At 64.5% G+C, this 17036-nt stretch carries 23 protein-coding genes and 1 pseudogene; 8 read left to right on the forward strand and 16 right to left on the reverse strand.

Translation table 11 applies throughout. The features are described from left to right. Positions 1–29 precede the first annotated feature (29 nt). From KAK09_RS16540 to KAK09_RS16550, 3 genes and pseudogenes are all read right to left on the reverse strand, one after another. Positions 30–467, reverse strand: a complete 438-nt coding sequence (locus KAK09_RS16540; RefSeq protein WP_210880045.1) for a hypothetical protein — start codon at positions 465–467, stop codon at positions 30–32. Continuing rightward, positions 467–1405 (reverse strand): phage tail tube protein, encoded by a 939-nt coding sequence (locus KAK09_RS16545; protein WP_210880046.1) that lies wholly within the window; start codon positions 1403–1405, stop codon positions 467–469. The genes KAK09_RS16540 and KAK09_RS16545 overlap by 1 nt, the downstream gene beginning before the upstream one ends. A 25-nt stretch (positions 1406–1430) precedes the next feature. Then, positions 1431–1847: pseudogene (locus KAK09_RS16550) on the reverse strand (acyl-CoA transferase). Positions 1848–2024: 177 nt separating this feature from the next. Between KAK09_RS16550 and KAK09_RS16555 the strand changes: the two are divergent. Together KAK09_RS16555 and KAK09_RS16560 are read left to right on the forward strand one after the other, a co-directional pair. Continuing rightward, complete coding sequence (locus KAK09_RS16555) at positions 2025–2510, forward strand: hypothetical protein (protein ID WP_210880047.1); 486 nt, start codon at positions 2025–2027, stop codon at positions 2508–2510. Positions 2511–2532: 22 nt separating this feature from the next. Beyond that, on the forward strand, positions 2533–2877 hold the full coding sequence (locus tag KAK09_RS16560) for a hypothetical protein (protein WP_210880048.1): 345 nt from the start codon (positions 2533–2535) through the stop codon (positions 2875–2877). Positions 2878–2939: 62 nt separating this feature from the next. Here the strand turns inward: KAK09_RS16560 and KAK09_RS16565 are convergent, their stop codons facing one another. The 9 genes from KAK09_RS16565 to KAK09_RS16605 are packed head-to-tail and all read right to left on the reverse strand — an operon-like array spanning position 2940 to position 11002. Continuing rightward, positions 2940–3578: a DUF6441 family protein gene (locus KAK09_RS16565; RefSeq protein WP_210880049.1), complete on the reverse strand. Its 639-nt coding sequence runs from the start codon at positions 3576–3578 to the stop codon at positions 2940–2942. After that, the gene (locus KAK09_RS16570) at positions 3575–3889 is read right to left on the reverse strand and encodes a head-tail joining protein (protein WP_210880050.1); all 315 of its coding nucleotides are present in this window, start codon (positions 3887–3889) and stop codon (positions 3575–3577) included. Before KAK09_RS16570 ends, KAK09_RS16565 begins: the two co-directional genes overlap by 4 nt. Positions 3890–3895: 6 nt before the next feature. Then, positions 3896–4918, reverse strand: a complete 1023-nt coding sequence (locus KAK09_RS16575) for a major capsid protein (protein WP_210880051.1) — start codon at positions 4916–4918, stop codon at positions 3896–3898. A gap of 54 nt (positions 4919–4972) precedes the next feature. Continuing rightward, positions 4973–5353 (reverse strand): head decoration protein, encoded by a 381-nt coding sequence (locus tag KAK09_RS16580; RefSeq protein WP_210880052.1) that lies wholly within the window; start codon positions 5351–5353, stop codon positions 4973–4975. A gap of 42 nt (positions 5354–5395) precedes the next feature. After that, on the reverse strand, positions 5396–6733 hold the full coding sequence (locus KAK09_RS16585; protein WP_210880069.1) for a S49 family peptidase: 1338 nt from the start codon (positions 6731–6733) through the stop codon (positions 5396–5398). After that, the gene (locus tag KAK09_RS16590) at positions 6733–8229 is read right to left on the reverse strand and encodes a phage portal protein (protein WP_210880053.1); all 1497 of its coding nucleotides are present in this window, start codon (positions 8227–8229) and stop codon (positions 6733–6735) included. Before KAK09_RS16590 ends, KAK09_RS16585 begins: the two co-directional genes overlap by 1 nt. Further along, positions 8229–8444, reverse strand: a complete 216-nt coding sequence (locus tag KAK09_RS16595) for a phage head-tail joining protein (RefSeq protein ID WP_210880054.1) — start codon at positions 8442–8444, stop codon at positions 8229–8231. The genes KAK09_RS16590 and KAK09_RS16595 overlap by 1 nt, the downstream gene beginning before the upstream one ends. A gap of 1 nt (position 8445) precedes the next feature. Then, positions 8446–10518, reverse strand: coding sequence for a phage terminase large subunit family protein (locus tag KAK09_RS16600; RefSeq protein WP_247651372.1), 2073 nt, complete (start codon positions 10516–10518; stop codon positions 8446–8448). Then, on the reverse strand, positions 10466–11002 hold the full coding sequence (locus KAK09_RS16605; protein ID WP_210880056.1) for a hypothetical protein: 537 nt from the start codon (positions 11000–11002) through the stop codon (positions 10466–10468). The genes KAK09_RS16600 and KAK09_RS16605 overlap by 53 nt, the downstream gene beginning before the upstream one ends. Positions 11003–11130: 128 nt before the next feature. Between KAK09_RS16605 and KAK09_RS16610 the strand changes: the two genes are divergently transcribed. From KAK09_RS16610 to KAK09_RS16635, 6 genes are all read left to right on the forward strand, one after another. Continuing rightward, a complete protein-coding gene (locus KAK09_RS16610) occupies positions 11131–11328 on the forward strand; it encodes a DUF6900 domain-containing protein (protein ID WP_210880057.1) in 198 nt (65 codons plus the stop codon). A gap of 14 nt (positions 11329–11342) precedes the next feature. Further along, positions 11343–11555, forward strand: coding sequence for a hypothetical protein (locus KAK09_RS16615; RefSeq protein WP_210880058.1), 213 nt, complete (start codon positions 11343–11345; stop codon positions 11553–11555). 24 nt (positions 11556–11579) lie between these two features. Beyond that, entirely contained in the window at positions 11580–11885 is a 306-nt protein-coding gene (locus KAK09_RS16620) for a hypothetical protein (protein ID WP_210880059.1), read from the forward strand. Beyond that, the gene (locus KAK09_RS16625; RefSeq protein WP_210880060.1) at positions 11882–12244 is read left to right on the forward strand and encodes a hypothetical protein; all 363 of its coding nucleotides are present in this window, start codon (positions 11882–11884) and stop codon (positions 12242–12244) included. Before KAK09_RS16620 ends, KAK09_RS16625 begins: the two co-directional genes overlap by 4 nt. A 102-nt stretch (positions 12245–12346) precedes the next feature. Next, the gene (locus tag KAK09_RS16630; RefSeq protein ID WP_210880061.1) at positions 12347–12616 is read left to right on the forward strand and encodes a hypothetical protein; all 270 of its coding nucleotides are present in this window, start codon (positions 12347–12349) and stop codon (positions 12614–12616) included. Positions 12617–12714: 98 nt separating this feature from the next. Continuing rightward, on the forward strand, positions 12715–13248 hold the full coding sequence (locus tag KAK09_RS16635) for a DUF3489 domain-containing protein (protein ID WP_210880062.1): 534 nt from the start codon (positions 12715–12717) through the stop codon (positions 13246–13248). A gap of 93 nt (positions 13249–13341) precedes the next feature. Here the strand turns inward: KAK09_RS16635 and KAK09_RS16640 are convergent, their stop codons facing one another. From KAK09_RS16640 to KAK09_RS16655, 4 genes are all read right to left on the reverse strand, one after another. Then, on the reverse strand, positions 13342–14031 hold the full coding sequence (locus KAK09_RS16640) for an NYN domain-containing protein (protein ID WP_247651374.1): 690 nt from the start codon (positions 14029–14031) through the stop codon (positions 13342–13344). Positions 14032–14094: 63 nt separating this feature from the next. Further along, complete coding sequence (locus KAK09_RS16645; RefSeq protein WP_210880063.1) at positions 14095–15420, reverse strand: site-specific DNA-methyltransferase; 1326 nt, start codon at positions 15418–15420, stop codon at positions 14095–14097. Further along, the gene (locus tag KAK09_RS16650; RefSeq protein ID WP_210880064.1) at positions 15417–16676 is read right to left on the reverse strand and encodes a site-specific DNA-methyltransferase; all 1260 of its coding nucleotides are present in this window, start codon (positions 16674–16676) and stop codon (positions 15417–15419) included. Before KAK09_RS16650 ends, KAK09_RS16645 begins: the two co-directional genes overlap by 4 nt. Before the next feature lie 165 nt (positions 16677–16841). Then, positions 16842–17036 (reverse strand): hypothetical protein (locus KAK09_RS16655; RefSeq protein WP_210880065.1); only part of this gene is annotated, 195 nt, incomplete at its 5' end.

Here is a 17036-nt window from a genome sequence, read left to right on the forward strand (position 1 = left end):
CTGCCAGCCTTCCGGCGTTCTTGGCCGGTTCAGTCTTGCCGGGCAGTCGGGGCAGGGGCCGGAACAGGCGGCGCAATAGCGGTCGCCCCCGCCGAAGGACCAGTCGGCGAGGGCGCGGAGCCGTTTTTTTCCGCGTCCAGAATGAGACCCTGCGCGACATAGGAGGTCTGGAACGCCTCAAAGACCGGCCAGATTTCCAGCAGGGCGTCGATGCCCTCGGGCGTGACTGGCACGGGATTGCCTGCGTCATCGCCCACACCTTCCCAATCCAGCACCGCACGGCGGGCGACGGCTTTGGCCATGGCCAGTGCCAGGTCTTCCTGACTGGCATCTTCGGACAATGCCTCGATGGTGGCATCGGCGCGGGCCGAGACCATCAGCGCGGTGGTCAGGGGGGCGACCAGCAGGCGCAGGCCGGGGGCAAGCTCAAGCCATTCGGGGCTGGCGGTCAGGTTCAGGCGGATCATCAATAGGCCTCCACTTCATTGATCAGGGTTGCGGTGCACATTCGGCCAACCACGGTGTCGCGCGCGGCCTGCCAGTCAAAGGTGGCCTGCACGCCCTGCGGTCCGGAAATCTCGATCCGGGGGCGCGGCAGATAGACGGCATGCACGGTGAAGGTGAAGCTTTCGCCCGAGGGCAGGACATAAGCGAAGCTGATCTCGGCGGGATCGCCGTTGATCGCTTGTGCCACCAGCGTGCTGTCGGCAAAGCGCACCTCGATGCGCCCCGTGAGTGCGGCGATGCTTGGGTCGGCCCCGTCGATCCTGCCGTCGCTGCGAATGGTCTCGATCCGGTCGAGGTTGTTGGCGTGAGCGATCTCGGCCGAGACGACATTGCCCAGCGCCGTGCCGTTGCGGCTGATTGCGCCGTTGAAATGCCCGAAGCGTCGGAGGGGCAGATCGGCGGGCGTGCCTGCGGCGGATGTGGTGGCAATCGCCTCACCCTGTGCCACCAGCCGCGCGGTGGCGGTCAGCAGCCCCGAGCGCTGGACCTGCCAGCTCAGCTGATCCAGCACGCAGCCGGAATACATCGCATAGCGCGGCACCTCGGGCATGGCGGTCTCGATCGACATCGAGGGTAGCGTCCATGATCCCGACCGGAACTCATGGGTGAAGGGGCCAATGCCGGTGGTGACCGGATCGCCAAACGCCGCCTTCAGCCAGAGCCCGAAGCCCGCGGCATCGATCGGCACCACCACATCGCCATCCGCCGTCACCGCATCCTTGATCGGGGCCAGCGGATCGCGGCCATAGCCCAGAAGTTCGCTGTTCAGCAGCGGTTGTTCCGATCCGAGCGAGGTGCTGGCGAAGGGCATCCTGGTGAAGCCGCCAGCGGGCGGGGTGCCGTAAACTGTCTCAAAGCCGAGCGCCATCTGCGCCCGCGCGCCTTGCGCACGTGCCATGGTTGTCTCCTTTATGTGGGGGTGGTCAGGCCAAGGGGCCGGTGGTGGAATAGTGCAAAATGACGGTGATCACTGCCGCCTTCAGCGCCGCCGCGCCTTCGATGGGCAGATCGACCGAGGCCGGGGCTTCGGGTTCAACCTAGTCGCAGAGGCCCCCGAGGGTGCGGTCGGCCTCCAGTGTCGTGCCGATGGCCGTGATCAGGCTGTCGAAAGCGGCGTCACGGTCGGGGGCCTGTACGACAGCTTCGACCTCGGCTCGGTGCTGGTAGTGGTAGGCGAGCGGCGACATTGTCACCTCGGGGTCCCCCGGCTCGCCGTCGCGCAGGATCAGCAGGCCGTCGGACGGGACACGTTCGGGCAGGACGTCGCCGCGCAAAACTGTGACGGGCAGCGCCGAGAGCCGCGCGTGCAGTGCGGTGAGGATGGTTTCGCGGGGGGTCATTTGCCTATGCTCAATGACCCTATAGCGCCAACGCACAAGCCATTAGACCGTCCCATCGGTTCTTGATAAGACGTCCACGACATGACGAGTTCGATCTGTTTGCAAATACTTTTTTGGTTTTGGCTTGCCTGCGCTTCAGGGGGCTGTGCAGTGTAGGAGTCGAAGAGGAGAACATTTATGGCCATTTTTCGAGCAGCTTTTCGCATCATGATTGGGGTATTGTTCGGGGTTGGCTCTGCAGTCGCCCTTTCGCCCGCTTTTGCCGCTTTCACGACCGCAGAAGACACTATTACTCCTATTGTCATGATGGCACTGGTGCTCCTGTGTGGGGCTATATGCTTTTTTGCTCCAACAATCCGCAGAGCATTTGGCAGAGGTTTCCTCATGTTGGGTTCCGCAGTTTTTGCACTTCCAATCTCAGCTTTTTTGCTTTCAGGCCGCGCAGCAGGGGACGTGGTGAATAACGCTGAAAAAGGCTCAGAGGCATTCGCGGCAGTAGGAGCGGGGATCGCCGGAGTGGCAGTAACCGGAGTGGCAACGTTTGTTGGGTTGATCATAGGCGCAATTCTTCTACTGATCGGCCTGATTTTGAGTCTTGGAGGACGTCGCGAGGTTTTAGTCGTCGAACGGTCGACCCCTCGGGCGCCCTCTATCAATCAGTAAATAAAGGACTGGGGATATAATCATGATGCTAAGAAATGTGTTGCTTTCAGCAATATGTATTGCCTTCGCTAGCCCGGCCTCCGCTGATGAGTTCAGCTTGGAGGAATATCTTGCCTCAATGGATCGCACGGCTGTTCAGTTCTCTGGACGCATCAAGTACGATAGCTCTGATGACAGCTTTACATTTTACAATGCTGATCGCGATCCGTTTGGCGTCACAGTTGATGCTGGGCGGGATGTCCGCGAACGTATTGAACAAGAATGTGACAACCCAAGTTTCATGGTTTCTTACTCCGATCTCTGCACGATTGTGGGCAGGGGTACTGTCGAAATAAGGGGATCGCGAGTGTACATCAGCATCGATTAAGTGGACCAACTCAGCCAGTGACGCCATGCGTATGCATTCCGGCCTTTGCAAGGTTGCGTGTGTTAGCTGGCACCGACTCTGCCCTTCAACCAGTTCGCCACGATCAGCCCCGGCACGCCGTCCACCGCGCGCTCCGCATCCCGCGCCAGATCCAGCCGCTTTCGCAACCTGACCTGCGGCACCAGCAGGAAGATCGGCACAGTGGTCAGCCCGCGACCTGTTTTTGATCGCGACGCCACCGCGCGACCCTTGGTATTCAGACGCCCCTCGGCCACCAGCAGGCTTGGCCCGCGGCGACGGAAAACAAAGCGCAGCCGCAACCCGGTGCGGCGTTCCCACTCAAAGGGGGTGATGCGGCCGCCTTTGCTGCTCTTGCCTGCAGCCGGAGTTGGGATCGCCAGCCAGAACCCATTCATGGACCTGATCAGCGGCCCCGTGTCATGCGCGCCGATGATCACCGGGGCATTTGACCAGACCAGCGCCGCCGCGTTCAGGCTGTCGCCGGATTTGGGGAAGCTGGCGAGGCGGATCGAGTTGCCGAGCCGCGTGCCCAGCCCCGCGCCTGTGATCTGGCCCCGCCATGCGGATTTCAGGGAGGTGCCCGCTTCGCGCATGGCGGCGGACACTGCCTTTTCACCGGCGGCAATTTCCGCCTGCATCAGAGCGACAAGGTCTGGATCGAAGGCGATCTTCAGTTTCATGATGGCCGCAGGTCCAGTGTCCAGATCAGGCGTTCGCGGTCGCGGATTGGCTCGCCCTGGATGGTGAAGCTGTCGGTCCCGATCACGATCAGGTCGCCCGGGCGGGGATCGGGCAGGTCGGATACGCGGACGTCCACCATTGTGGTGTCGCTGACAAAGCGCGCGGCACCGAAATCGGTGATGCGGTCCGGGGCGCGGCGGATGACGCGGATGGGGCGTTCCTCTGACGTGGTGGCGGAAATCCACAGCGCCGCCGCCGCCATGGATGGGTTGGCATAGATCCGGTCCATGGCGGCAGCAAAGACGGTCATAGCGCGTCAGTTCGAGCTGTGGATACGGATCGCGATGCGCGGCCGCTTGTTCACCGGCAGGATCGAGGCCTCGGTCATCAGGTCGATCCAGCGGCCCTTCTCATCGAGATGCTGGCGGGCATAGAGCGGCAGGCCGAGGGTGTTCGCTGCCTCCAGCAGGTTGGCGGGGCCGCCATAGGTGGTGAACGTGTCCATGGTGCCAAGCGGGAAGGCGATACCCTCGCTGGCCGGGATCAGCCGTTCGGTCGCCTTGGTCGAAAGTGTAACCGTGCCCGCGTATTCCTCAAACACGATGCCCGCGAAGGGGAAATTGCGGCGCACATCCTGGCGCAGGGGCTGCGCGCCGGTGGCGGCGTAGAACTTGTACGCCTCCTCGGTCTTGGGATGCGCGATCAGCTTGTCGAAGAACTCGCGGCTGACGAGGGCGTGGACGTCCGTCATGCTTTCGCCCAAGAGGTTGTCCTCCATGGCGCGCAAGACCTCGCGGACCTTGCCCTGCACGTTGGTGCCAGCCGTCCCCAGAAGAAAATCCACCGAGATCTGCGCCAGGCCAAACTCGGTGAAGTAGTTGTAGAGCGTCGTGCCCGCGCCGTCTTTGACGATGCCGCGCAGCGCGTTCATCTCCATGTATTCGCGGGTCTGGGCATGCTTGCGGCGCATCAGCTGCAGCTTGCGGTTCATCACCTCGACCAGTGGGTCGGCACCGTCGAAGACGCCCAGTGCGGGCTGGCCCTGAATGTCGCCGGGCAGGATCACATCATCATGCGGGATCCATGGCAGCGCGAAGGACCGCATCGAGCGCCCCTCGCGCGTGCCGACGGTGGCGGGGCCACCGAGAGGAACGGAGGGCAGCAGGTTCAGCACGCCCTCGTATTGTTCGATGATCACCGACCGCTGGGTGACGCCCTCGAAGCGGAAGAGGCCGATCTGGCCGAGGCGGGTGTAGAGGTTGGGCAGGATGTTGATGGCCTGCGTCATCTCGGCCAGCGAATAGCCGCCAGCATCAAAGGGGTTGCGGACAAGGGTCATGGGGTGCTCCGGGAATGAAGGGGAAAGCTGAGAACGCGCTGTCGCGGTGCTGCGTCAGACGCCGTCGCGGGCGATGATGCCGACGGCGGCCAGCTGGCCGAGTTTGGCAGTGATCTTGGTGCCGTCATCGACCGTGCCGTCATAGGCGAGGCCCGCGCGGGAAACGACCGAAGGGCCACGGGCCAGGACAATGCCTGTCGCATCGGCCAGCGTGGCGTCCACCGCAAAGAGCAGCACGGCGGTGGCGATCTCTGCCCCATCCGTCCCGGTTGCGGGTGACAGGGTGTACTTGCCGCTGGCCGTGATCTTCCCCAGCACCGAGCCGACCGGGTAGGGCATGCCTTGCAGCAGGGTGATCACCTCGCGGGTGTAGTTCGGGTTGACCTCATATTTGAGGACATCGCCCATGCTGGGCTGTTCCGTCAGGACGGGCATTGGTCAGTCTCCATGGTTTGGGGGAGGGATAGGGGCGCTGGTTCAGCGCTTGGCGTCGGTCGCAGCCTTCTTGGCCGCCGCGATGATCGGGCTGTCTTTTGCGGCGGTCGCAGCCGGGGCGGTGGCGATGATCCCCGCCGCATCGCTGCGGGCGGCAAGGTCGGCCAGCACCCGAGCGCGCAGGGCTTCGGGTTTGAGACCCTTGGTGACAGCATCGGCCGCGTCGATGGTCACGCCCAGCCGGGCGGCCTGCGCGCAGACCTGCGCCACTTCGGCGGCCTCGGCGCGAATGGCGTCGACGGTCATTGTGGTGGGCGCTGCATCACCCACCGCTGCCGGAACCTCTGGACCGGCAGCGACGGTTGCTGTCGCGGCGGGAGCGGCGGAAATAGGAGCCGGGTTCGGCGTGTCGGTGGGCGCGTCAGTGGGCGTGGTGGTCATCTGTAGACCCTTTCTGCTGGGGGAAGTGGTGCCGTGCGGGGCGGCGGTGAAGGCGCGGAAGGCGGTGACGGGATCGGCCAGCTCATCGGCCAGACCGGCGGCAATGGCATCGGCCCCGCGGAACACGGCTGCTTCAGTGGCCAGCGCGGCTGCATGCGTCAGCCGATCCCCGCGACCGGCGGCGACGGTTTCCGCAAAGAGGAAGCGCACGACCTCCAACTCGCGCTGCATCTGGTCGTGCACCGCTTGCGGAAGAGGCTGGTATGGGTTGGCATCAACCTTGTGCGCCCCAGCATGGATCAGCGTGACGGCGATGCCCTTCTGATCGAGGGCCCCGCTCATATCCGTGTGCAGAGCCACGACACCAATGCTGCCGACAGCCCCGGTGCGCGGCAGGATGATCCGGTCGGCCTGGGACGCCAGGACATAGCCAGCCGACAGCGCATGTTCGGCGACAAAAGCGTGGATGGGCTTTTGCGCCCGGGCGGCGCGGATGCGGTCCGCCAGATCGAAGGCCCCCGCGACCTCGCCGCCAAAGCTGTCGATGTCGAGCGCAATGCCACGCACGCCGGGATCGGCCAGCGCCGCCTGCAGCTGGGCGGCAATGCCCTCATAGGAGGTCAGACCAGAAGATTGCCCGATCCACGCGCCCCGGTGCACAAGTGTGCCCGCGATTTCGATGACCGCGATGCCGTCAATCATGGCGAAGGGCTGGGTGCCGTTGCGCTGGTGGCGCTGTGCAAGGTCATTGCCAAACAGCGAGGCGCGGGCGGGCATAGCCGCGTGATCAACCTCGTTGGACGGCAGATCGACCCCCGCAAACGTGATCTCCTGCCCGGTGATGCGCGGACCCAGCCCGGACAGGAAGGCCAGCGCCTTGGCCGGATCGACCATCAAGGGCGTGTTGAAGGCGCGCTGTGCGATCTGGGAGTGGTGCATCATGCGCCCTCCGATGCGTCAGGTTTCTCGTCGCCGGTGTCGTCAGCCTCGTCGTCTTTCGCGCTGTCCTGATCTGCATTTTTCGCCCCACCTTCGCCGGGCCCCTGCGCCGGGGATCCGGGGCGGCGGAAGTCGAGGCCCAGCGCCAACTCGCGTTTGCGCTCTGCAGCGATTTCGCGGTCGACCTGTTCGGCGTCATAGCCACGCTCCGCCAGCGCCTGCGTGCGGGATTTCAGGCCCGCCTCGATCTGCAGGATCTCGGCCGAGGCGTCCTTCATTGGGTCGATCCAGTCCCATTTGGTCGGTAACCAGGCGCAGGCCTGATATTGCCGCCGCTGGCTGTCATAGCCGGGCAGGTCGAGCGCGCCCGACAACACGGCCACGTCCATCCAGCGCACCCAGACGGCGCGGCAGAGCTGATAGACCAGCACGCCATGCTGCCAGGCCGAGATGCGGCGACGGAATTCGATGAGGCTGATCCGCGTGTTCGAGAAGTTGCCCTTGGCGGTGTCGCCGGTCAGATAGCCATAGGGCACGCCCAGCGCGGCACCGATCTGCAGCAGGGTGCGGTACTGGAACGGCTCATAGGTGCTGCCCGAGTCCGGGGTGGAGGGGGTGGACACATCTTCGCCGGGGTCAAGGCGCACCACCTGACCGGGCTCGACCTCGAGATCCTCCTCGGTCGGCTCCAGCGGGGTTTCCGGAGCAGGCGAGGTGATGAACATCGCGAACATCGCGGCGATCTTCTTTCGCTCCAGCTCGGCGTCGTCATAGAGGTCCAGCGTGAACAGCTTGACGATGGCAGCGGCAAACCGTGAGACGCCGCGCAACTGCCCGGCCTCGACCGGGTCCAGCACATGGATCACATCCGTAGCAGACACGCGGACGGTTTCGCCCGCAAGGCCGGGGTCGGTCAGATCACCGGGATGGCGGCGCAGGAAGTGATAGGCCACGCGGCGGCCGATACCATCGAACTCGATGCCCTGACGGATCAACCCCGCGCCGGGCAGGGTGCGGTTCATGTCGAGGGGCAGCATCTCTGCGGGCAGCATCTGCAATTGCAGCGGCACGGTCAGACCATCCTCGGCCCGGCGCGGCCGGACGCGAATGAAGACCTCCCCCGACAGGAACACCTCGCGCGCCGCCCGGCGCTGCAGCCCGTAGAAATCCGTCAACCCTTCCGCGTCGGCATCATCGGTCCAGGCCAGCCAGAGCGCCTGCAGTTCTTCCTTCCTGGCCGCATCCGCGATGGAACTGGACGGTTTGATCCCATCGCCGACGACATTGCTGGCGAAGCTCTCCACCGCGTTCGCCGCATAGCCATTGTTCCGGACCAGCCAGCGGGCGCGGGCGGTGATCGTGTCGCCCGAGGCCGCGATCAGCGTGTTCACATGGGCGCGGCTGGCCCGGAACCCGCGCAGGCGACGATGGGATTGCGCGGCGTCAAACCCGCCGATGATCGATCCCAGCCGCTGGCGGAAAGCCTCGAACGCCATCACAGCCCCTTCGAGGCCACGGTGCCCCAGCGCCGACGACGCGGGGCGCCGGTGGTGGCGGTGGCGATCCGGGTTTCGAGGTCGCTGATGGCATTCGCCAGTTCCGCGTCCGAGCCGTAGTTGATCGATTTGCTGTCATAGCTGACCGAGCGGACGCCCGCATAACGCGCCTCCTGAAGTGCTGCCAGCAGGGCACGCATCCGTTCCAGATCCATCTCAGTCCCTCATGAAGTTCGGTGTGTAAGCCCGGCGCTTGCGGCGCGGGGTGGTCGGTGTACCCGCCTTGGGCGGGGCGGGCGTGGTCGGTTCCGAGGCCGCACCTTCGGCGGCAGTCGGGGCGACGGGCGGGCGGGTTTCCACCCCGGCCTGCGCTTCCAGCCGCCGCCAGGTCGCCTCGTCCCAGCGATCCGCGCCCATGATCCACGCCGCAGCCCTTGCATAGACGCGGGTGTCGAGCGCCTCGTTGCGTTCGCGCATCTTCTGCCATTCGGGGTGAGCATAGCCGCGCTTGTTGCGCACGGTGACCAGCTGTTCCGCCACCAGCTGCTTCAGCCATTCGGTGTCGATCCAGTCGGGCAGGTGCACCGTGCCGGGGGCGTCCAGCGCGCCCAGCGCTCTGTCTTCATCAGAGGGGCGCTCCAGCCGCAGAAAGCGATAGGTCTCGGTCTTGAACGTCGCCGTGGCCACCGACCACAGCCGCGCGCCCCGGCGCAGACGTTTGCCGCCGATGGTCGCATCGACAAAGGTTGGCCCCGACACCGGCGTGGCGCGGTTGAAGCCTTCGAGGCCCTTGATCGGGGCCACCTGCTCAAAACCCTGCTTGCGCGCCCAGGCGTAAACGGCGGCGGCCTCATAGCCGGTGTCGATGGCGAGCTTGCCGATCAGCATCACCGCGCCATTTGCGCAGGTCCATGTGCGGCCCAAGAGGGTGGTCAGCTTGTCCCAACAGGTCGGATCGTCCGGACCACCGGCAATGACGATGTGATCGACCAGCCAGGACTCCAAACCGCGCCCCCAAGCCCAGACATCGACCTCGATGCGGTCCTTCTGCACATCGACGCCAGCGGTCAGGAACAACCCGCCCATCGGAACCTGCACGCCCGCGTAGCTTTCGCGCCGTTCCGCCAGCCGTTGCCATTCCGGTGCGTCGCCCGACTCCACCCACGTCTCGCCCAATAGCGTGTTGCGCGCCACACGCAGCATCTCCTCCGAGCCTTGCGCGGCCAGCCATTCCCGCGCGACCTGCTGCCAGCTTTTCCAGCCCAAGGGCGAATAGAGCGCCGAGATATGGAAGCCGATCGAGTGCGGGTCGGCCGACACCGCCGTCGCCCGCCATTCGCCCTTTTCCAGCATCTGCGTCTTGTGATGCTCAGCGATGGCTTTCTCGCAAGCCTCGCAGTGATAGGCCGCCGTGTCGGGCCGTCCCTTGTCCCAGCGCAGGCGTTCGAATTGCAGCCATTGCATATGGCCGCAATGCGGGCAGGGCACGAAGTACCGACGCTGGTCGCTGGCCTCGAACTCCCGCTCGATCCGGCTCAGCCCACGGATGGTGGGCGTCGAGACCATGAACACCTTGCGCCGGTGCGAGAAGGTGGTGGTCCGCGCCTCCGCCAGCGTGACCGGATCGCCTTCCTCGTCAGCCGAGGGTGGATAGGCATCAACCTCGTCGAGGAAGATGTAGCGCGCGGGCATCGACCGCAGACCAGTGGCGCTATTGGCCCCTGTCAGCACCAGAATGCCGCCGGGGAATTCCTTTGACAGCATCGAATTGCCCGCGTCGCGTGACCGGGCCGGGTTCACCCGTTCGCGCAGCGCCGGGCTATCCGCGATCAGCGGATCGAGACGACCTCGCGACGTGCGCTTCGCCAGTTCCAGGGATGGCAAGACCGCCAGCATCGGCCCCGGCGCGTGATGGATCACAAAGCCGATCCAGTTGTTGCCCGCCTCGGTCGCGCCGACCTGTGCGGCTTTCATGAAGCTGATGCGCTGCGCCGGGTGGCGCGGCGACAGCACATCCATGATCTCGCGCAGGTAAGGCGCGCGGGCGGTGCGATAGCGCCCCGGTTCCGCCGCACCGCGCGACGACAGCCAGCGGTGCTGATCCGCCCATTCCGACACCGTCAGGTCCGGATCAGGCCGCATCCCGTTGCGCCAGACGCGCAGGATGTCCTCGGCCCCGTCAAACCCGAGGTCGAGGTCGGCGGTCAGGTCATCGCCGGTCAGATCATCATTGTCATCATCCAAGCGAGACCCTGAGATCGGCGAGGGCGTCGAGGTGCTGTCTGACATGGGTTTCCAGCACCCTCTGCAGGATCGCGGCCTCGATGATCACCGGCGTGCCGGATTGCTGTTCCACCTCTGCTGCCACCTCGGCCGCCATCAGCGCCGCCACCCTGCTGGGCCAGGTCACCCAAGTATCCCGCTCCTGGCGGGCAAGGCGAAACACCAGCGTTTCGGCGCGCGCCCGGTCGACCAGCGTTCCCTTCCGCTTTTGGATCGCCAGCTGGCGTTCCTGCGCCTGATAGACCGTCAGTGCGGTGCGGGCCTTGAGATAGGAGGAGCTGTCCGCTGGCCCTGAAAATCCGCTGTCGCCGCCGACGGATCGCCGCTGCTGATCCGGGTCGGTCATCTCGGCCCGGCGCACATCGGAGGCGGCGGCGTTGATCGACCCGTCGCTGTAAATCACCAGCCGCCCGGCCTTGCGCGCTTTCTGGATCGCCCCGCGCGACAGGCCGGAATGGGCGGAATATTCCCGCTCGGACATACCTTCCATGGCGATTGGGTGAGCCTCAAGATATTGGAATTAAACGGAAATAATCGTCTTATTCAGTTGATTACACTCGCGCGTCGAGCGATTCTGAGTCCAAGGAAACGATGCAACTCAGCCCCGGAGACGACGCCATGACCACCAAGACCGCCCCCGCCAAAACCCCCAGCGACGCCCTGCTGCTGGAGATCGCAACCCGGCATTTCCACAGCATCGAGACGCTCGAGACCCAGAACAGCGATCGGCTCGACTTCCACGATGTCGCCGTCTGGGCGATCCGCGCCGCGCTGGAAGAGGCTTATGCCGCGGGCCTCGCGGCCGCGAAGCGCTGAGGGAGGGCACGACCATGACCATCGCCATCCCTTCCGACACGACCCGCATTTTCATCGACCGCGCCCGCTTTGTTCAGGCCATGACCACCGCCGCGCTGCAGGGACACCTGAATGACCGGAGCCTGAACGCCGAGGTATTCGAGATGGCAGGCCGGATCGGGATCGACTGCCTGACCGTTGAACTGGCCGATGTCGTGCCGGTCCTGCAACAGCACGGATTGATCTGAACCGCCCCGAACAAGGAGACCCACATGAGCACGCGCGCACAGATTGCCATCCAGTTCGGGTCCGACGAATGGGCCCACACATATGTTCACTACGACGGCTACCCCTCCCACATGCTGCCCGCGCTTGCACCTTGGACGCCCGAGGACATCCTCGCTGCCCTCGAAATTCGGCAGGTCCGCGCCGACGGGATCGAAGCCTTCGAGAGGCCCCGCGACCCGGTGATCCTGCCGCGCCCGACCTGTCAGTTCTGCCACCTTTACGTCTGGCAGGACGGCACATGGGTCGAACTCGATCCTGAAACCCACGCCCCCGAAGGAGCGGCCCCATGACCCTGATCCCCAACTGCCTGCCCGAGGGCGAGGCCCTGACGGACGTCATCCGCCGCGAATGCGCCATCGGGTTCGACCTGCGGTTCTGCCGCAGCGTCGCCATCAGCCCCGACGACCGCGACACCGAAACCTGCGATCCTACCGAGGCGGAGTTCGCCACGCTTTATGCCCTGACCGACCTCGGCGAGGCCATTGCCATCCACGATGCCAACCTGACCAGCGCCGGGGCCGATGAGGTCGCCGCTGTCGCGCGCGCGCTGTTCGTCGCGATGGTCAACGCTCGCCGCGATCCGCCCGACGCCGCCCAGCGCCACGAGGCGGAGCAGGCGGCGCTGATCGATCCGCATCGGATCGAATGATTATAAAGCCATGAAATTGCTCTGATTTTCCTACGACAATCGCCCGACCCGAGCGATGGTTGTCACAGAAAAACGATGCAACTCACTCCAAGGAACCACGCCATGACCCGCCTCAACCCGATCACCACACCCCGCCACCAGTTGCGCGCCGAGAAGGCCGCACGCAACCAACAGGCGGCCCTCAGCGCATTTATTGCAAAGAAAGCGGAGATCAACACCATGCTCGCCCGCTTGGCAAGTCTCAGTGACGACCATTTCAACTCCCACCCCGACGAGATCAGCTGGGGGCATGTCGGCACCCTCGAGCACTACGCCAGCCTCCTTAAGCGCATCACCGACAGCGCCTTTGGCGAGGGTGAATTCACCGAGTGACCCCCGGCTTTGTGCCTCGCCCGGCCCGCCACCATGGCGGGCTTCACCCGGTAGGAGAATGCGCATTTCGCGCTGCTCGACCATACCGGAGACATCCCATGCCCAAACTCACCGACACGCAGACCATCATCCTCAGCCGCGCGGCGACCCGCCCCGGCAATCTGGCCATGCCGCTGCCCGAGGGGCTGCATGGCGCGGCCGCCAAGATGGCCGTCACGCGCATGATCACCAATGGCTGGATCGAAGAGGTCGATGCCGACAGCCGCCGCGGCGAGCCGCTCTGGCGCGAGACCGGCGATGGCCACGGCACCACGCTGATCGCCACCGAAGCCGGGCTGGAGGCCATCGGGATCGAGCCGGTGGTGGTGAAAACCGTGGTTGCGATCCGCCAACATGCAGCCAAGGTCCCGGCACGGAAGCCGCCGATCCAGCGCGCTGGGACAAAGCAGGCACAGATCATCGCCATGCTCCAGCGCCCCGAAGGCGCAACCATCGCCGAGATTGTTGCGGCGACTTCGTGGCAGGCTCATTCCGCCAGAGGTGTGATTTCCGGCGTGCTGAAGAAGAAGCTGGGCCTGCCGATCAACTCGGCGAAGGAAGTGGGCCGGGGGTTAGTGTATCGGATTGTGTGACGCTGTGATTGCGAAAAAGTGCCGTCCGTCGATACTTGGCGCGTCCGAGCGTTCATCGCGATTGTGACCAGATGGCGTCGCGCTGCCAGAATGTCAGGCGACTTGGGCAAAGCCCTCTGGCCGGAACCGAACCTTAGCCTCAGGGCCACGGGGGTCGAGGTCAAACAGCCCAGGTCTTGCCTGAAGATAACTGCGCCATGTCTTCTCGGGAAAGGTGCTGATCCGGACGCCATGTTGAACATGCATTTTGGGAGCTAGGTCAGTAATACGCATCCCGGCACCTTTCTTGCTGTGTGCTGCGATGATCGCCCGAATCTTCTGATCCATTTCAGTGACACCCGCCGGTGTCCGGGGAACGAGTTTAAGGGCTTGCGGCGCTTGTATCTCGACAAAACTCGAACAGGTTGCCCTGAAAGACTGCGGCGCCTTTACCTCGCCGATACCGATGACTTTTGCGCCGTGTTCGCGCAATCTGTGAGCAAGATGCGTGAAATCGCCATCGGATGTGGCAATGATGAAGCATTTCATTCCTCGTGAGAGGATCAGTTCCATCGCATCGAGGGCCAGAAGAATGTCCGCCGCGTTCTTTCCTGAACCCGCATGAACGAGACGATAGCCGATTGAAGCATGCCAGTCTGATGCAAGTTTTGCATCCAGATACGCGCGCACAACAGAAGGGTCGCCGTGCTTTGCGGCAATACCCAGAATGGATGCAGCATGTTTACCGCTGATATTGTCCCCATCCACAAGCAACGCCACTGGCTCCGCCATGTCCATCACCATTTAATGTTTTCCACGAGATCATTATACAAGGATTGTGCCGAAATTTTGGTATCACCTCAAGGCTCATGCGTTGGTGGCCTTCCACCCCGTCGCCAGTTCCCATCGCCGCAGGGCGACGTCGCAGTACACCGGATCCAGCTCCATCGCGAAGCAGCGCCGCCCAGCGCGTTCTGCGGCCATCAACTGGGTGCCGGAGCCGCAGAACGGCTCGTAGATCAGATCGCCCGGATCTGAGAAGGCAGTCAGCACCGCCTCGACCAGCGCCACCGGGAACACCGCCGGGTGCGATCCGGCCGTGCCCAGCCCGCCCTTGTGGCGCATGATGCGGAACACGGAGTCCGGGATGCGGTGGCTCTGTATCGCGTTGCCGGCCCCTCGCTTGGCGTGGACGGTGCCGTCGGCCCCGCGCAGCCCACCGCCGCCGAGCGTTTCGCCCGCGTGCTTGGACCGCACGGTCTTGTGCGGTTTGCGGGGTGCGCGGTTGAAGTGGAAAATGAACTCGTGCGACGGGGCCAGGCGTCCCTGCCAGTCGCCCGGCAGGCCCGGTCCCTGATCCCAGACATACCAGCCAAAGCGTCGCCAGCCAGAGCCGCGCATCCATTCGACCCATCCTTCCCAATAGGGCTGCCATTCGCCGCTCCGGTGCACGAGGCCGAGGTTGACCAGAACCTGCGCGTCGGCGGTGACCGGGGTCGCGGTGAACACGCCCTGCATCAGGGCATCCCAATCGCCGACCTTTTCCTTGGCCGCGCCATAGTCGCGCTGCTGGGCATAGGGTGGCGAGGTGAACATCAGCGTGGCCTGTTCGCCCTGCATCAGCCTGGCGACGGCGGCCGGGTCGGTGGCGTCGCCGCAGCATAGCCGGTGCTTGCCCAGCGCCCAGATGTCGCCCGGCTTGGTGATGGGTTCGGCGGGCGGCTCGGGGATGGCGTCCGCTGCGTCGTCGGAAATCGCGGGGCGGTCGTCGTCGCCCGCGTACAGCAGCGCGTCCAGCTCATCCTCGGGGATCCCGATCAGCTCGAGGTCGAAATCCTCGGCCAACAGCCCGCGCAACTCCTCGAGCAGCAGTGCGTCGTCCCACCCGCCCAGTTCCGTCAGTTTATTGTCGGCGATGCGGTAGGCCCGGCGCTGTGCTTCGGTCAGATGGTCCAGCACGATGACCGGCGCTTCGGCCAGCCCCAGCTGTGCCGCGGCCAGGATGCGCCCATGGCCCGCGATCAGCTCGCCATCGGCGGCGACCAGGCAGGGAACAGTCCAGCCGAACTCGGCCATGCTGGCGGCGATCTTGGCGACCTGATCGGCGTCGTGCGTCTTGGCATTGCGCGCATAGGGCTTGAGCCGATCCAGCGGCCAGAACGCGATCTGGCTTGGACGCAGATGCATGGTCATGCTGCCAGCCGTTTGGCCTTCAGGGCGGTGAAGGTCTCGCCGGTTTCCGCCAGCATCGCCTCCTGGCCGGTGAAGGACTGCCAGCGCTCAATAGCCACATCGACATAGGCGGGGTTCAACTCTACGCCGAGGCAGACACGGCCTGTGGTTTCCGCCGCGATCAGCGTGGTGCCCGATCCCATGAACGGCTCAAACACTGCCTGTCCTGGACTGGAATTGTTCAGGATCGGGCGGCGCATGCATTCGACGGGCTTCTGCGTGCCATGGACGGTTTCGGCATCTTGATCGCGGTTGGCGATCTGCCAGAGCGTCGTCTGCTTGCGGTCTCCCGCCCAGTGCCCCTTGCCCTTAACGCGCACCACATACCAGCAGGGTTCATGCTGCCAGTGGTAATCGCCGCGGCTGAGGACCAGCCGGTCCTTGGCCCAGATAATCTGCGAGCGAATGGCAAAACCTGCCACCACAAGGCTCTCGGCGACGGTGGTGGCATGCAGGGCGCCATGCCAGACATAGGCTACGTCGCCGGGGAACAGGGCCCATGCTTCACGCCAATCCGCTCGGTCGTCGTTCAGCACCTTGCCGGTTCGTTTGGTTTTGGCCGCGCCCGCTTGGTTGCGCCAGCTTGGGTCATAGTCCACGCCGTAGGGCGGGTCCGTCACCATCAGCAGGGGGCGAACATCCCCCAGAAGTCGACCAATCACATCAGCGGATGTGCTGTCGCCGCATATCAGCCGGTGCGCGCCCAGCTGCCAGAGATCGCCCGCAACCGACACTGGCGTGATCGGCGGTTCGGGAATGTCATCCTCGCCCTCGACAGCACCACCTTCGACCTGATCCGGATCGCGCAGCAGCGCATCCAGATCCTCGTCGGTGATGCCGAGCAGCGACAAGTCGAAATCCTCGGCCAGCAGCCCCGCGATCTCATCGCGCAGCATCGCCTCGTCCCACTCGCCCATCTCCGTGAGCTTATTGTCGGCGATGCGATAGGCGCGGCGCTCGGCTTCGTCGAGATGGCCGAGCCGGATCACCGGCACGTCGGTCAGCCCCAACATGGTCGCGGCCAACACCCGGCCATGCCCCGCGATCAGTTCGCCATCGTCTGCCACCAGGCAGGGCACGGTCCAACCGAACTTGGCCATGCTGGCGGCAATCTTCGCGACCTGCTCCGTGCCGTGGATTTTGGCATTGCGCGCATAGGGGCGCAGCCGGTCAATCGGCCAGGATTCAATCTGGCTCGGCGCAAAGACCAGGTCCATGGGGTGGCTTTCATGTGTGGAAGGGCGGGCACGCCGATGCACGCTGGGCGATGCCAGCGGCAGGATCGGGATCCGCGATGTCGGGAAATGAGACGCGCCCGCGAGGGGGTTCCTGCGGGCGCAAATCTCCGATGATCAAGGAGTAGGTCAAGGGGGGCAGCTTTGTCAAACGAAAAATACACGCAGATTCAATGGCTTCACGGCGGGTGGCTTCCGTCGGCTGGCTTCCGGCGCGGTGATGGAGTGGATGCCTCCCTCCCCTACGGCATCGCAATGTGCCAAGCTTTGGGCGCTGAAACCAAGCAAATCGAAGGAGGCATCCGTGAAAGAAGTTACCATCATTGGCGTCGATCTGGCAAA

Origin of the sequence: Roseovarius autotrophicus (assembly GCF_018069895.1) — a bacterium.
Lineage (GTDB): Bacteria > Pseudomonadota > Alphaproteobacteria > Rhodobacterales > Rhodobacteraceae > Roseovarius > Roseovarius autotrophicus.

Excerpts from the sequence above, each read along its gene's own strand:
- KAK09_RS16565 (WP_210880049.1), bottom strand. The coding sequence starts at position 3,578 with ATGAAACTGAAGATCGCCTTCGATCCAGACCTTGTCGCTCTGATGCAG.
- KAK09_RS16630 (WP_210880061.1), top strand. The coding sequence starts at position 12,347 with ATGACCCGCCTCAACCCGATCACCACACCCCGCCACCAGTTGCGCGCC.
- KAK09_RS16575 (WP_210880051.1), bottom strand. The coding sequence starts at position 4,918 with ATGACCCTTGTCCGCAACCCCTTTGATGCTGGCGGCTATTCGCTGGCC.
- KAK09_RS16570 (WP_210880050.1), bottom strand. The coding sequence starts at position 3,889 with ATGACCGTCTTTGCTGCCGCCATGGACCGGATCTATGCCAACCCATCC.
- KAK09_RS16595 (WP_210880054.1), bottom strand. The coding sequence starts at position 8,444 with ATGGATCTGGAACGGATGCGTGCCCTGCTGGCAGCACTTCAGGAGGCG.
- KAK09_RS16560 (WP_210880048.1), top strand. The coding sequence starts at position 2,533 with ATGATGCTAAGAAATGTGTTGCTTTCAGCAATATGTATTGCCTTCGCT.
- KAK09_RS16605 (WP_210880056.1), bottom strand. The coding sequence starts at position 11,002 with ATGGAAGGTATGTCCGAGCGGGAATATTCCGCCCATTCCGGCCTGTCG.
- KAK09_RS16635 (WP_210880062.1), top strand. The coding sequence starts at position 12,715 with ATGCCCAAACTCACCGACACGCAGACCATCATCCTCAGCCGCGCGGCG.
- KAK09_RS16590 (WP_210880053.1), bottom strand. The coding sequence starts at position 8,229 with ATGGCGTTCGAGGCTTTCCGCCAGCGGCTGGGATCGATCATCGGCGGG.
- KAK09_RS16585 (WP_210880069.1), bottom strand. The coding sequence starts at position 6,733 with ATGCACCACTCCCAGATCGCACAGCGCGCCTTCAACACGCCCTTGATG.
- KAK09_RS16610 (WP_210880057.1), top strand. The coding sequence starts at position 11,131 with ATGACCACCAAGACCGCCCCCGCCAAAACCCCCAGCGACGCCCTGCTG.
- KAK09_RS16600 (WP_247651372.1), bottom strand. The coding sequence starts at position 10,518 with ATGTCAGACAGCACCTCGACGCCCTCGCCGATCTCAGGGTCTCGCTTG.
- KAK09_RS16540 (WP_210880045.1), bottom strand. The coding sequence starts at position 467 with ATGATCCGCCTGAACCTGACCGCCAGCCCCGAATGGCTTGAGCTTGCC.
- KAK09_RS16640 (WP_247651374.1), bottom strand. The coding sequence starts at position 14,031 with ATGGTGATGGACATGGCGGAGCCAGTGGCGTTGCTTGTGGATGGGGAC.
- KAK09_RS16545 (WP_210880046.1), bottom strand. The coding sequence starts at position 1,405 with ATGGCACGTGCGCAAGGCGCGCGGGCGCAGATGGCGCTCGGCTTTGAG.
- KAK09_RS16650 (WP_210880064.1), bottom strand. The coding sequence starts at position 16,676 with ATGGACCTGGTCTTTGCGCCGAGCCAGATTGAATCCTGGCCGATTGAC.
- KAK09_RS16555 (WP_210880047.1), top strand. The coding sequence starts at position 2,025 with ATGGCCATTTTTCGAGCAGCTTTTCGCATCATGATTGGGGTATTGTTC.
- KAK09_RS16625 (WP_210880060.1), top strand. The coding sequence starts at position 11,882 with ATGACCCTGATCCCCAACTGCCTGCCCGAGGGCGAGGCCCTGACGGAC.
- KAK09_RS16580 (WP_210880052.1), bottom strand. The coding sequence starts at position 5,353 with ATGCCCGTCCTGACGGAACAGCCCAGCATGGGCGATGTCCTCAAATAT.
- KAK09_RS16615 (WP_210880058.1), top strand. The coding sequence starts at position 11,343 with ATGACCATCGCCATCCCTTCCGACACGACCCGCATTTTCATCGACCGC.
- KAK09_RS16645 (WP_210880063.1), bottom strand. The coding sequence starts at position 15,420 with ATGACCATGCATCTGCGTCCAAGCCAGATCGCGTTCTGGCCGCTGGAT.
- KAK09_RS16620 (WP_210880059.1), top strand. The coding sequence starts at position 11,580 with ATGAGCACGCGCGCACAGATTGCCATCCAGTTCGGGTCCGACGAATGG.